Origin of the sequence: Ktedonobacter robiniae (assembly GCF_016587375.1) — a bacterium.
Lineage (GTDB): Bacteria > Chloroflexota > Ktedonobacteria > Ktedonobacterales > Ktedonobacteraceae > Ktedonobacter > Ktedonobacter robiniae.
The window spans coordinates 1,900,439-1,912,728 of sequence record NZ_BNJG01000003.1 but is presented as its reverse complement, the minus strand read 5'-3'; the positions used below and the strand labels follow the sequence as shown (position 1 = coordinate 1,912,728).

Sequence of the window (12,290 nt, the reverse complement as noted above, 5' to 3'; positions counted from 1 at the left end):
TTACAGAAACGCCTGCTGGAGTGAAACCAGGTGATCTTCGAATAGACAGCTGAGCCGCCTCAATTTTTACACGTGAATATGACCAATCTGTGGAGTAGCCATTGCTGTTCTTCCCTCCTCATCAAGGATGTCCTTTTCAGATCATGCCTATTCGTCGTATGGATAAAGGCCAAATATCAGGCATCCTTTGAAACGCAATTGCTCGAACGGAAGGAAGGAAGGAAGGAAGGAAGGAAGGAACAGATGAACTATCTTCTTTTATTGAGCACCGATGCCCTGGTTCTGGCTGCATAGAAGGCACTCGTTCTTATGAGTGCTCTTACTCACAAAGAAAGAAGAATGGAACAGATGACACTCAAATATGGTCTCTTCCTCCCCCAGGGGTTTTACCCATGAGCATTCAAAGAGCAAACACTCCGATCAACGCGCAATGATCGCTTCCAACCGCCTGACAATCAGTGGTGAGATATAATGGTTGCACTGTTGGACCAGACAGCACGTAATCGATGCGCTCAAACGCCCAGAAACGATTGGTTTGCGGCAAGCCCCAGCTATTGCCAGATCCCCCTCCAACAAGCACCTGGATGTCCCGTAAGCCCTGAACCAGACTGCTATAGGCCTTTTCTCGGTCGGTTACATTCATATCTCCGACGAGCAAGACATTCTCTCCCTGTTTTACCAGCCCCATAGTAAAATGATTAATTTCGGTAATTTGCCTGTCACGCATCTGGGGACAATAGAAACAGCCATAGACACTATTAATCGCATTAATAGGATGAGCATCAACCACCACCATCGTCTTTCCATGGCCAAGATCCAGTTGAGCCCATAACACCCGTTGAAAATCCCAGGTGCCGTTTGCGCCGCCACTATAGGTATCATACTGCAGAATAGGATATTTACTAAGAATAGCTTCGCCCGAGGGCGCCCCTTGATCAGGGCGATAAATATGGTAAGGATACTCCTCCAGGAGATCTGAAGATTCATCAATTCCCTGCCAATCCGCTTCTTGCAAGGCCACAATATCTGGCTTCTGCTTAGCGAGTAGATCGCGCAAGGAACTACGGCTATTCTTCTCAGCCAGAAAATTCCAGGTTAGAACACGTATCTGCTGCGCCCCACTGGGAGCAGTGCTGGCCGCAGCAAAATGGGGAGAGAAACACAAGCAGAAAAGACAGAATGCAAATAGCACAACAATCCGTATCAATCCCCGATTTTTCAGAAAACAGAAAGGCAAGAAGAAAAGAAAGGGCGCAAAAAGATACGGAGCCAGGATGGCTGCAAGGGCAAATATGGCGCTCTGTTGTGGGAAGAAGACTCTTTGTATGGTCTGAAGAAGCAGATAAACACACTCTGTTCTGCGACTCACCTGAACAGGTGGGCTTTTTTCTTCCAACACAACCGATTTGCTATCGGTGAGGCAAGGTATACACTGGCACAAGATGTGACCGCTATCATCACTTTTTATCCTTCCCTAAAGGCTGGGCGAATCCCCAATTGAGCAGTGATACAGCATCAGCGTCACGAGTCTGCCCATCTAATGCCTGACGCTCGGCTACCTGGTCATCTCGGAGTTGCTGGCTCGCCTCTCCTACAGAATGTAAGACTACTCCGATAAGGGTATGCCCCTGGCGAGTGGCAGCAAAAACCAGACAACCACCAGCAACTCCTGTCCAGCCAGTCTTCACGCCAAGCATCCCTTGATAACTCCCCAGGAGCCTATTGCTATTACTCCAGGAGTGAGCTGTATGTGTCGTCGTTTCCGGAATCTCATAGTTTTTTGAGAGACAATGTGCGCGAACAGAGGAATGCCCATGGCATAACGCGTCAGCGTAAGGAGATCGCTTGCGGTACTGTAAGGCTGGTCGCCAGTGAGCAAATTGCCGCTCAGATTGGTGTCTAAGCCGCTCACCGTCACAAAATGAGTCTGAGAAAGATACAATTCTTGAGCTTTCTCGTTTTCCCACAACATACGCGCTCTCGCATTCCCGCCTGCCCCCAGCCCACAAAAAAGAGCGGATCGCTAGGACTCGCTCTTTCACGCTATACCATGGATGAAACTCTTTACTCGCGGGGGTACTAGCAGTAGTATAGAACAACTCTTCTGAGCTGGTCTCTCTCCCTGGGACCAATCACGCACCTCCTGCTCCTCTCTCCCGAAACAACAGCACAACATTCCTAGCAGGTAGCTCCTCTGCTCCATCACATGGCAAGGCACCAGCTTCAATGGCTGGCATTTGTTCCTAACACACTGGCTATTTCCGAGGCCGTATAACCCCGGAGATAACACAGGGTAAGCACATTGCGTTCACGTTCTGGCAAAAGGCCAAGCAGGTGCTGTACACGTTGTTCAGCTTTCCTATGAGCACGTTCGGCATCTTCCTCTAAAGCCTGCCAGTGGTCTCTATCACTATCGAGAGAGTAGACCTCGTACTGACTTTGTGCCTGCCAGTGATCCGCAATGGTTGTGCGAGCTGTAGCATAAAGCCAGGCTCGCACCTGCGCTTCGCTCTGCTCCTGACGTAACCATCGTATAGCTTTGAGAAAAACGGTACTGGTTAAATCTTCGGCCAGGGCCGCCTCACCTACGCTGAATCTCAAACGAGTAGTTCCGATAAATAGCGGCCAACCAGATCAGACGTTCCTGTTCAGCAGCAGAGCGTTTCGGATAGTCTTGCATCAGGATAAAAACCATTCCTTTCTCAGGTCTTGCATATTCACTAGGTATACTGGCCCGCGTTATAGGAGTGTGGATTCCATTCTGAGCAGTAAGAGAAACCTTCTTTGGAAAATGGGTCTGTTCCGAGAAAGGGTTAGGCAGGAGATTATTCGCCGCGCAATTTACTATAGACGACCATATCGTGCCAGTCACCCATGCGCCATTGGACCTGACGGAGCACACCTTCACGTGTAAAACCGGCTTTGACCAGCGCCCTCTGTTCAGGAATATTGGTGATATCAGTGGTGGCATCCACACGCCTGACGGGAAACACGGCAAAGAGGTATTCAGCCAGCAAACGTTGAGCCTCCGAACCATAACCCTTGCCACGATGCTCTGGCAAAAGGGCAATCCCAATATTAAAAGCGTAAGTCCCTTCGGCGGTGGGACCGCCGTGGACCTGCCGATAGCTGATATCGCCAGCAATCTCCTCTTTGTGCGTCATTACCACCAAAGCACCATATTTTGGTCCGATCAGACCATTTTCCTGAAAGCCCTGCTCGCGGCGACTGGTCTGACCAGATAGCCCAAAGAAATTATATTCCGTCAAAAATTCAGGATCGGCCTGCATCTTTTTGAAGATTGGCAGATCTTCCTGAGTAAAAGTACGCAGGTAACATTTTTCTCCATGGAGTAACATAGAAACGTCAAACCTTTCTGGCAATCACAATGTTCGATGTATACAAACTTTAGCACAACAGCAAACGAAGGTCTACCAAACAATCATAAACTACAGGGTTTTCCTACGAAAATGCTGCGGGTTGGCTGCGAGGGAAAAAGGCACGCCCTCCCGCTCCCAATGCAGGGGGGCGTTGGGAGTTGGGGGGGACCTTCATGTCAGGTGAACTGCTTTACGTTGCCACCTCCTCTAGAGGGGTTAACATGACCGCATATCCACAAGCCTCTAAGCGGCGAAGAGCCTGCTTCATCACATGCTCCTGATCATGTTGCTCGTAATAGTTCTCCCCCAGATCTTCGTAGGGTTTCCGTTCGGCTAAGACATGATAGATGATCACTAGCACACTATGCATCACTGCTACCACGGCTTTCGGCTTACCAATGCAGCGTACGAGCCGATGGTATTGAGCCGAAAGAAAATTCCCCTTGGTATGCGAAATGGTCCACACCACTTCCGCAAGCGGTGCTTGCAGGAAGGCATTCCCTTGGCGTTTCTCTCCTCTGAGCCGTTTGCCAGCGCTTTTCCGATTGCCTGGGCAGACTCCCGCCCAGGAAGCCAGGTGTTTGGCCGAAGGGAAGCAGGACATCTACGTCCCGATTTCTCCCAGAATCGTGACCGCAGCCCTTCCGCTGACGTCGTCTAGCCCTATAGCGCCAACACACTGGTCGCCTACCTACATAGCGCGTCTCCCAACGTACTCTTCCCACACGGCACCAGCACCCTCGATATGATCTATCACGGTGGGTACGCTCCCTCTATCGCCTATCCTAACGGCGCTCGCACCCTCGATGTCATCTATCCAGGAGCCTAGTAACAGCCTTTTCGGATAACAGAACGTATTATCTGCGACAAGCCGCATGAGCAGGCAAACCACAGCAGAGCAGAACCGCCAGGATTAGGATCTATTTCTCTTCCCTCTTATAGTTCTGGCCAGACAATCCCAACCATCACTATCGTAGTCATGTATTTGTTTCGTTTTTACCCCCTTGACTTAAAGCGCTTGAAGTTTTCTATACTAAGAGCCATGGAAGATATACTCACCCTAAGAAATTCGGAATCATTCTCGATTCAAGAGATGTCTAAACAGAGTGGTTTGACTGAGCCCACCCTTCGCTACTACGAGAAGATTGGCCTCTTTAAACCTGTGCCGAGGGATCCTCGGAGCGGTCACCGACGATACACTGCCGAGATAGCGAGGGCCGTCCATGCCCTTGCTTGCCTTCATGCCAGTGGTTTCTCCATCGAAGCGATGCGAGCCTATCTGCAACTGCTCGAGGAAGGAACTAAAGGCGCCGCACAGCAAAAGGAGCTCTTTGCTGCTCATGCCAAAGAACTCGAATGCCAAATCGAGCGTTTACAGGTGAGAAAAGAGTATCTCAAGAGCAAAGAGGCCTATTGGGATGCGGTGGAACGCGGAGACGCCGATGCAGTCGAGCGCGTCACTGAAGAAATTCGTCGTATTATTCCAAGGCTTACATAGTTGACGAAAGGAAGTCATCTCATGCCACACATTACCACTCCATTTGGGTTTCATTCCACTACCGCCAAGGTCACTGAGGGCATTGACCTATCCGGCAAGCAGGCTATCATCACAGGGGCAACGTCGGGAATCGGTGCCGAAACGGCGCGGACATTGGCCCAGATCGGAGCCGAGGTCACGCTCGCGGTTCGCAATGTGGAAGTCGGCGCGCAGACCGCAGCCGAGATTACAGCAAAGACTGGCAACCGAAACGTTTTCGTCGCCCCACTCGAATTGACCAATCGTGCGTCCATCGCCGCGTTCGTCGCCGCATGGGACAAGCCGTTGCACATCCTGGTCAACAACGCTGGCATCATGGCGTTGCCCGAGCTCCACCGCACACCTGAAGGATGGGAGTTGCAGTTCGCCACCAACCATCTCGGCCACTTCGCACTGGCTCTCGGCCTGCATGACGCTCTCGCCGCCTCCGGCAATGCACGCATTGTCTCGGTGAGTTCCTCGGCGCACAGGCGCTCCCCAATTGTGTTCGACGATATCCACTTCTTGCATCGCGAGTACGAAGCGTGGTCGGCCTACGGGCAGTCCAAGGCGGCCAATGTGCTCTTCGCCGTTGAAGCCACTAGGCGGTGGGCTGCGGATGGAATCACCGCAAACGCCCTCATGCCAGGTGGTATTCGCACTAACCTGCAACGCCACCAGACAAGCCCGGAATATCAGAAAATCGCCGACAGCTACCCGTGGAAGACCCTGGAGGAGGGGGCCTCTACCTCGGTCCTGCTTGCCACTTCGCCGCTCTTAGAAGGCATCGGTGGCCGCTACTTCGAAGATAACAACGAAGCTGGCCCGAACGTGCCCCCTGCGGAAAACGGAGTCGCCGCGCATGCACTCGATCCTGACGCCGCTGCCCGACTTTGGGAGGAGTCACTCGCGCTCCTGAACAGCTAACGGAAAAATCACTCCTATGAACGTGTGAGGAATGCTGACCGGCCAAAAAGATCCATATGATCGATGGCGTTTTTCAGATCGTGCAGACTGTAAATCTGATGACTTGATGATGTAGTTTTGACAATTATATGATGGTAGTGTCAGAGTCCAGAAGAAGACTCGATCTGGAGATCGCTGGGGAGGTATGCTGAGAACAACAGCCCATCTGATGAGGAGTGATGTATGAACTGCCCCCACACTGCCCTCGACATGCGCAATGAGATAGGACCTTGTAGCAGATAAGCCCAAAAATGTGCCTCTTTGAAGGGGAAGAACGAATATTCCGCTCAAGGAGGCAGATATGGTCAGTATCGCTGAGGGACTGGTCCACATCCAAACCTCTTCAGAATTGCAGTTTGTGACTCCATCCTGGTTGGGTGAAGTGGCTCTAGTGGCTTCCCACCTTCGGAAACAAGGAATCCTGAACAAGATAGCCGAGCGCGTACGTTTCGCGCGGCGGCGGTGCGGACGCTATGACGTGCTGGATTTTGCCGCGGTGCTTTTCGGCTATGCGATCAGTGTGGCGAACGAACCCTACAAGACTTCTATGAGGTTGTGCATCCGTTTGCCTTCGCCTTCATGGCCTTGTTCGGACGAACACGGTTGCCTGCGGCCTCGATGCTCAGCCGCTTTTTAGCCGCCCTGCCTGCCGAGCCTGTCGAAGCCCTGCCAACCTCTTTCTGGAGGATCTGTTAGCACGCCAACTTTCCCCCGAAGAGCAGGAAGCCGGCTTGTGGGATCGGCAGGGGAACCTTTGGCTCGTCTTCGATGTTGATGGGACGCGAGAAGCAGCCCGTCAACGGGCCCTACCGCAGACGCCGGATCGACCTGCCCCGCAGCGGCGGTTCCGTCCCCTCTGTGCCCCCGACTACACCGGACGAAAACGGGAAGAAATTGTTCGTACCCGGACCACCGTCTTGCACATGCATACCCATCAGTGGGTAGCAAACTTTTGCAACCCTGGCAACGGGCAGTATCGCGAGGAACTGCGTCGGGCGAAGGCTTCTATTCAGACGTAGATCAAGGCCCATGGCTTTCCCGCCGAGCGAACACTGCTGCGCCTGGATGGCCAATATGGTAGCAGGGCGGTCGTGGCGGATGTGAGCGATTTGTCGTATGTCACCCGTGGCAAAGATCGATCACGCCGCCATCCAGGCGCGCTTGCACCTGTCTGCGGATCAGCACCTCAACAGCGCAGAGAGTGGGGTCTGCCGTGCGCATTACGACTGTCCAGACCAGCGCCTGGACGAAAACGGCCCTGGAAGACAAAGACATCGAGCAAGAGCCCAACCACTGGTGTAGTCACTCAGCCTGGAGACAGGAAGCCTGGCAGATCGTCACCCAATGGACCTGGAATATCCGACTCGAATTGGGCCACAAACTCGCCCCGGAACCCGTGCGCACTACCGAGTTTGCCCCGCTCTCCCATCAAAGCCTGAGCACGCCTCCGGCCTCACCTGCTGCCTCCGCTCCCGCTTCAGGATATGCTCCACCAGCTCCCGCGACGGCCTGGAAAGCTGGCCGCTTCACCGGAGCTGACTTTCCTCTCCAACCGGATGGGACTCTGCGTTGTCCCTCTGGGAGCACACTCCTCCCACACGAACACCGCCGCGAAGCCGATGGCACCCTGCGCATGGTCTATGGGGCCAGCATTCACGATTGCCGTCTGTGTTCCTTGCGCGAACAGTGCCAATGGAACGGCAGCACCACGACCAAACCGCGCCAGCTGAGCCTCCTGCTTCATCCTCTGCCGGTGGGATCGGCTCCGCTGCTCTGGCGAGACTGGAGCAGACGGCACCAGTGGCGAGCCTGTTTGCGGCTCCACCGTCAACACCTGGACATCCAGATGGGGCCAGATCTTCCTTCCACTCCGACCGGCTCTCCTCCGACGATTTCTCGGGCAGAGCGTGCGCATTACCGCTTGTCATGGGATGAGCAGTTGGCTCGCAATGCTCGCAAGACTCAGACTGGTCAGCTCACGTTCAAGCTGTTCGGCATCCCCGAAGCCTTTGCCAGATGGCTTGGCCTGACGAGTGCATAGAACACACACGATCCAGAAGCGGCTCACCTGGGAGCGTCTTCGCCGGGCCTTTCTTGCAAAAACTGGTTGAGGTGCGTACAATGGACTCATGTGACAAGGCCGTTCATGACCTATTCAGGAGACAGTACATGCTTGAGAAGCATCCCTTTGATATCGGCGCCTACGAAAAGCGAGTGAAAGAAGGCTCCTGTTTTCTCTGTGAACTGTTGGCGGGCACCAATCCTCATCATGTGATCTATGAGGATCAGAGCGCCATTGTGTTTTTGAACAAATACCCCTCGCTCTATGGCTACACGCTGGTCGCTCCACGAGAGCACCGCGAACAAGCCACCGGGGACTTCACTTTGGAGGAGTACCTCCAGCTTCAGCAGCTCATTTATCAGGTCGCTGAAGCGATCAGACGGGTGGTACCGACAGAACGGCTCTACATTCAAACACTTGGCAGTCAACAAGGCAATCGCCATGTGCATTGGCACGTTGCTCCCTTGCCTCCAGGTGTTCCCTATGAACTTCAGCAAACCGCTGCTCTTGACTCCTCAAAAGGGGTGCTCGCCATTCCAGATGAGGAAATGGCCTTACTGGCTCGCTCCATTCGCCAGGCTATGGAACGACTCAGTCCTTCCCTAATGCCCCCTTCCTCGAACTGATTCCTCCAGTTCACAGCGCGGCACGGGGCTTCCCGTCCAATTCCTTGCGCTTAGCTCATTGCGCATCTCGTGGGCCAGGCAACCCTCTGTTCGAGCAGCACTGAAACGAAGGAGAAGCGGCAACAACTTGTCGCAGAAGCAACCCATGCACTATGAAAGGTATATGCGGTTGCTAGTTTCCTTTCGTCCGCATCATCTTGAAGCCTTACGGGATCTCGGTAACGCATCTATGTAACACATCAACATACGCAAGCAGTGTTTCAGGTTGCCGAGTACCTCCATAGACTCAAAGATGGACAGTCGCACCTCTTGAGGAGTACAATACGTGTAACGGTCTGTCCACTCGCTTTTGAGCGAGCCCGCAGAAGCTTTCTCTTGCCGCATTGTCATAGCAAGTGGCTCCGGTGCCGGTGTGTTGTCTCTCCTGAAAGCAACAGAAAAAAATGGACCCATGAAGGGAAAGTGTATTGCTATGGATAGTGACGTAACATCCAACGTGTGATTGTGAAAATCAGGAAACACTTGAAATCCGCTCTGGTAAAAGAGATATCCATTCACCAGGGATGGCAGTAGAAAGCGAAACTGAATGCCAGATGGACGCATCCGTCAAGATATACGTGCGGGAATCGAAGTGTCAATCGTCCTCAAGCAAGACCAGCGAACAGGAAAACTGACCCGAGGAATCGTCAAGGACATTTTGACCAACTCTGTTTCTCACCCACATGGGATTAAGGTACGGCTTATCGATGGACAGGTTGGGCGCGTACAGAAAATCGAGGAGTAGCATGCCACACAAGGATGACCTTGCTCCATTTCCAACGATGGAGTTTTCGTTTGCACTGAGTGCAAACGAAAACTGAATGCCTCAGCCACTTCCTCAAAACTAAGGAAAGCATTTGCTGCGTCTTCATATTCGTTAGCAATAGCCTGCTCTTTCAGTCGCCCAGCTCTGGTTCTCATTAACGCGAACGCATTACGCGCTGCTATTTGTAATTCCTTGCCCCTGATGATAAAACAAAGTCTTTGTCCAACATGAAGGGTTGCATTGAATTCACTCTGAAATTTATTCATAAGCCTGCACAAAGCCATCAATTGTTCCCATGATAAATTTCAGCCAGTTCTTACTGGATTTGGGGAGTTTTTTTCTTTCTCGCCGAGCGTTTTTAGATGAAATTTTTACACCTTTGCCTCTTGACTTATCACTCTGTTTTTTGCTAAATTAGTTATACGTATAGCGAGTAAAATATTCGTTGTTGTTTTGAGAGTGAAGGTGAACATGAACAAGCAGGGAAAAAGCACCCGCAGAACGGAGGCTGCCGAGGCCAGCAAACAAGCGATTCTGGATGCCGCTGAAACAGTTTTTGCGGAAAAAGGCTATGATGCTGCGAGTCTTCAGGAGATTTGTGATCTGGCGGGAGTGACGCGTGGTCTGCCCAACTACTTTTTTGGTTCGAAGGAGGGCCTCTATCGCGCTGTCCTGGCACGAACCTTTACACACGCGCAAGAGTTGGTCACGTTTATTCATGAACAGGCACATGCTCCTGGTGTCAATGCGCAGGAGATTCTGCGTGTGGTCATTGAGCGTCTGTTTGATGACCTTACAACGCATCCAACTTTTGTGCGTTTGACCGAATGGGAAGCTTTGCATGGTGCCCGCTACCTGGGCAATCTTCCATCTCAGTTCCAGCTCTTGCGCGAGGCCATACACGCGTTACAGGAGGATTTAGGGTGGCAAGGTGATGCCGAGCAATTTCTCATTGCTCTCACTGCTCTCTGCTGGTTCCCCACGGCCCATGCTGAAACATTCCTCAGACCATTGGGCGTCGATGTCCATGATCCCAACTTCCATGCCCGGTATAAACAGCATGTTGTGCATCTGCTGCTTGGAGACATCCCTGACCATCCCAATACAGACTAATTGATCCTATCCTTGTAAGGTAGATACCTCGTCACATGAGTATTGACGCCCGTGGGCAGTCGAAATGAGCAAAAACACCAGGAGGTCAACTGTCTGAGTCGGCTTTATAAGCCCAAAGAAGCTTTCGTTTTTTGCTCAAATTGAGTGACCACCCCTGTCAACACTCATATGACGGAGTGTCTGTAAGGTAGGGCTGTTTTTTTTGCCTGTTATATTCGCTGAACATACAGCGAATATACGGCTGCCAATAGAAAGAGAGAAGCATATGAAACATTTCTGGTTAGAGCACAGGTGGTTACGTCGAACGATTTATAGTTTTGTCGCTTTGTTGTCACTTTGCCTCGTTGCCTTATTATTCGTTGCTTATATCTACATGCCTCCGGAGGATCATACACATGTACCTGCCTATTTGATACAAATTCAGGAGCAGCACCTCGATCACTACATCGACGCGGGCAACTTTCATTTGCATTATCTGCACGAAGGGAGTGGAGAGCCGGTCGTACTCATGCCAGGTGGTGGTGCCTGGATCTATGAATTTCGTTCTATCGCCGCCGCTCTGGCACCGCATTACTCAGTCTACATCATTGATCCGCCAGGTGATGGGTATACAACGCCGACCGCAAAGAATCCCAACTTTACGACCATTTACACGCTGGACTCGATTGATCAGTCGTTGCTAACGTTTATGAATAAGCTACACATCCCCAGGGGCCGTATTCGGCGGGAATTCCTGGGGCGGTGGCATGGCTCTGTACTTTACCGAGAAACATCCTGAGCGGGTAATCAAATATGTCGGCATGGACAATACAGGTTTAGATCTCCCCGACCCTTGGTTTTATGAGCTTGCAAAGTGGCCGGTAATTGGCGAAGCCGCAATGAAGCTCTCTATGCCAACAAGCGTTGATGCGACGAGGCAACTGTTGGAGGGACTCCTGGCCAATAAGTCAGAGATGACAGCTGATATGGCACAAGAACTCTATCCCCCGCTGACTTTTCAGTGCAACCTGGCCTCGCAGTGGGTACTAGAACGCAATCTTGATTGGAGCGTGACAGATCAACTCATTCCAAAGATGAAGACGCCGACCCTGGTCATCTGGGGCAAGCAAGATACGATTGAGGACTCATCCAGCTATGTTCAACGCTGGCACCAATTGGATCCACAGGCCACCATTGTTGTGCTCGATCATGCCGGACACCTCGTTTATGACGATCAGCCTGAAAAAGTGAAACAGTTGCTCTTGAGCTTTTTAGCAGCATAGGGAGGAGAAGAAAGCCATGAGTCAAAATATAAAAGAACTTGCGGGTATACTCGTAGCAATCGTGCTTATCGCAGATGGTTTGGTGCATGCCTACTGGGCAACAGGCCGAATCTGGCCTGCACAGGATAGGCTCTCACTGGCACAGGCGGTACTCAATATAAACAAAACCCGCTCCTTCAGGCCAGCGATCCTTGTTCCACTCGCCTGCCTGCTGTTTTGTGGTGCCTTGATTGTGTTAGCTCGGGTCCATTATCTTGGGATGTTTGAACAACTCATTCCCAGTTCGTTGCTTCAACTCGGCACTCTGGCCGTTACGATAGGACTCCTACTGCGTGGTCTAGCAGGGATTGCGTGGGCACTACGCCTGGCCGCATCCAGGAGTGAAATGTTCTACAAACTCAATCTCATAGTTTATACGCCCCTTTGCCTGGTACTCTTTGTCGCCGCCGCGGCAGCGTCCTTCTAATGTTTGAGAGAAACAGCTTTGCGTATCTTCCTGCTTCACCTGGAGTCTGTTGGATGGGGCAGGAGGCGTCTCTTTTCTCAGAGCCTTCAGTGGA

16 protein-coding genes are annotated in these 12,290 nt (G+C 52.0%); 11 read left to right on the top strand and 5 right to left on the bottom strand.

What is annotated here, in order from left to right; translation table 11 throughout:
• Positions 1 to 400: 400 nt before the first annotated feature.
• Positions 401 to 1,192: an endonuclease/exonuclease/phosphatase family protein gene (locus JMJ04_RS40805; protein ID WP_201376085.1), complete on the bottom strand. Its 792-nt coding sequence runs from the start codon at positions 1,190 to 1,192 to the stop codon at positions 401 to 403.
• On the opposite strand from JMJ04_RS40805, the gene JMJ04_RS40800 reads away from it, so the two are divergent.
• Positions 1,180 to 1,419, top strand: coding sequence for a hypothetical protein (locus tag JMJ04_RS40800; protein WP_201376084.1), 240 nt, complete (start codon positions 1,180 to 1,182; stop codon positions 1,417 to 1,419). The two genes, JMJ04_RS40805 and JMJ04_RS40800, sit on opposite strands and share 13 nt — an antisense overlap.
• Positions 1,420 to 1,457: 38 nt before the next feature.
• Here JMJ04_RS40800 and JMJ04_RS40795 read toward each other — a convergent pair whose 3' ends face one another.
• The 4 genes from JMJ04_RS40795 to JMJ04_RS40780 form a co-directional block, all read right to left on the bottom strand.
• The gene (locus tag JMJ04_RS40795) at positions 1,458 to 1,967 is read right to left on the bottom strand and encodes a D-alanyl-D-alanine carboxypeptidase family protein (protein ID WP_201376083.1); all 510 of its coding nucleotides are present in this window, start codon (positions 1,965 to 1,967) and stop codon (positions 1,458 to 1,460) included.
• A gap of 256 nt (positions 1,968 to 2,223) precedes the next feature.
• Entirely contained in the window at positions 2,224 to 2,601 is a 378-nt protein-coding gene (locus JMJ04_RS40790; RefSeq protein WP_201376082.1) for an RNA polymerase sigma factor, read from the bottom strand.
• Positions 2,602 to 2,825: 224 nt separating this feature from the next.
• Positions 2,826 to 3,359 (bottom strand): GNAT family N-acetyltransferase, encoded by a 534-nt coding sequence (locus JMJ04_RS40785; RefSeq protein WP_201376081.1) that lies wholly within the window; start codon positions 3,357 to 3,359, stop codon positions 2,826 to 2,828.
• A gap of 211 nt (positions 3,360 to 3,570) precedes the next feature.
• Positions 3,571 to 3,984, bottom strand: coding sequence for a transposase (locus tag JMJ04_RS40780; RefSeq protein WP_201376080.1), 414 nt, complete (start codon positions 3,982 to 3,984; stop codon positions 3,571 to 3,573).
• A 438-nt stretch (positions 3,985 to 4,422) separates the two neighbouring features.
• Between JMJ04_RS40780 and JMJ04_RS40775 the strand changes: the two genes are divergently transcribed.
• From JMJ04_RS40775 to JMJ04_RS40735, 10 genes are all read left to right on the top strand, one after another.
• Positions 4,423 to 4,878 carry a MerR family transcriptional regulator gene (locus JMJ04_RS40775; RefSeq protein ID WP_201376079.1) on the top strand — a complete coding sequence of 152 codons (456 nt, stop codon included), beginning with the start codon at positions 4,423 to 4,425 and terminating at the stop codon, positions 4,876 to 4,878.
• A gap of 21 nt (positions 4,879 to 4,899) precedes the next feature.
• Positions 4,900 to 5,823 (top strand): SDR family NAD(P)-dependent oxidoreductase, encoded by a 924-nt coding sequence (locus JMJ04_RS40770; protein WP_201376078.1) that lies wholly within the window; start codon positions 4,900 to 4,902, stop codon positions 5,821 to 5,823.
• A 770-nt stretch (positions 5,824 to 6,593) separates the two neighbouring features.
• Complete coding sequence (locus JMJ04_RS47530) at positions 6,594 to 6,881, top strand: hypothetical protein (RefSeq protein WP_236038954.1); 288 nt, start codon at positions 6,594 to 6,596, stop codon at positions 6,879 to 6,881.
• A 194-nt stretch (positions 6,882 to 7,075) separates the two neighbouring features.
• The gene (locus JMJ04_RS47525) at positions 7,076 to 7,903 is read left to right on the top strand and encodes a hypothetical protein (protein WP_236038952.1); all 828 of its coding nucleotides are present in this window, start codon (positions 7,076 to 7,078) and stop codon (positions 7,901 to 7,903) included.
• A 128-nt stretch (positions 7,904 to 8,031) separates the two neighbouring features.
• A complete protein-coding gene (locus tag JMJ04_RS40760) occupies positions 8,032 to 8,550 on the top strand; it encodes an HIT family protein (protein ID WP_201376077.1) in 519 nt (172 codons plus the stop codon).
• 586 nt (positions 8,551 to 9,136) lie between these two features.
• Positions 9,137 to 9,334, top strand: coding sequence for a YwbE family protein (locus JMJ04_RS40755; RefSeq protein ID WP_201376076.1), 198 nt, complete (start codon positions 9,137 to 9,139; stop codon positions 9,332 to 9,334).
• Positions 9,335 to 9,826: 492 nt separating this feature from the next.
• Positions 9,827 to 10,468, top strand: coding sequence for a TetR/AcrR family transcriptional regulator (locus JMJ04_RS40750; RefSeq protein WP_201376075.1), 642 nt, complete (start codon positions 9,827 to 9,829; stop codon positions 10,466 to 10,468).
• A gap of 265 nt (positions 10,469 to 10,733) precedes the next feature.
• Complete coding sequence (locus tag JMJ04_RS40745) at positions 10,734 to 11,246, top strand: alpha/beta fold hydrolase (protein WP_201376074.1); 513 nt, start codon at positions 10,734 to 10,736, stop codon at positions 11,244 to 11,246.
• Positions 11,215 to 11,730: an alpha/beta fold hydrolase gene (locus JMJ04_RS40740; protein ID WP_201376073.1), complete on the top strand. Its 516-nt coding sequence runs from the start codon at positions 11,215 to 11,217 to the stop codon at positions 11,728 to 11,730. The genes JMJ04_RS40745 and JMJ04_RS40740 overlap by 32 nt, the downstream gene beginning before the upstream one ends.
• Positions 11,731 to 11,746: 16 nt before the next feature.
• The gene (locus JMJ04_RS40735) at positions 11,747 to 12,196 is read left to right on the top strand and encodes a DUF3995 domain-containing protein (protein ID WP_201376072.1); all 450 of its coding nucleotides are present in this window, start codon (positions 11,747 to 11,749) and stop codon (positions 12,194 to 12,196) included.
• The last annotated feature ends 94 nt before the right edge of the window (positions 12,197 to 12,290 follow it).

Bases quoted from the DNA above. Each gene is read 5' to 3' on its own strand.
- JMJ04_RS40800 (WP_201376084.1), top strand. From the start codon at position 1,180: ATGCAAATAGCACAACAATCCGTATCAATCCCCGATTTTTCAGAAAAC.
- JMJ04_RS40785 (WP_201376081.1), bottom strand. From the start codon at position 3,359: ATGTTACTCCATGGAGAAAAATGTTACCTGCGTACTTTTACTCAGGAA.
- JMJ04_RS40780 (WP_201376080.1), bottom strand. From the start codon at position 3,984: ATGTCCTGCTTCCCTTCGGCCAAACACCTGGCTTCCTGGGCGGGAGTC.
- JMJ04_RS40775 (WP_201376079.1), top strand. From the start codon at position 4,423: ATGGAAGATATACTCACCCTAAGAAATTCGGAATCATTCTCGATTCAA.
- JMJ04_RS40770 (WP_201376078.1), top strand. From the start codon at position 4,900: ATGCCACACATTACCACTCCATTTGGGTTTCATTCCACTACCGCCAAG.
- JMJ04_RS40760 (WP_201376077.1), top strand. From the start codon at position 8,032: ATGCTTGAGAAGCATCCCTTTGATATCGGCGCCTACGAAAAGCGAGTG.
- JMJ04_RS40755 (WP_201376076.1), top strand. From the start codon at position 9,137: ATGCCAGATGGACGCATCCGTCAAGATATACGTGCGGGAATCGAAGTG.
- JMJ04_RS40750 (WP_201376075.1), top strand. From the start codon at position 9,827: ATGAACAAGCAGGGAAAAAGCACCCGCAGAACGGAGGCTGCCGAGGCC.
- JMJ04_RS40745 (WP_201376074.1), top strand. From the start codon at position 10,734: ATGAAACATTTCTGGTTAGAGCACAGGTGGTTACGTCGAACGATTTAT.
- JMJ04_RS40740 (WP_201376073.1), top strand. From the start codon at position 11,215: ATGGCTCTGTACTTTACCGAGAAACATCCTGAGCGGGTAATCAAATAT.
- JMJ04_RS40735 (WP_201376072.1), top strand. From the start codon at position 11,747: ATGAGTCAAAATATAAAAGAACTTGCGGGTATACTCGTAGCAATCGTG.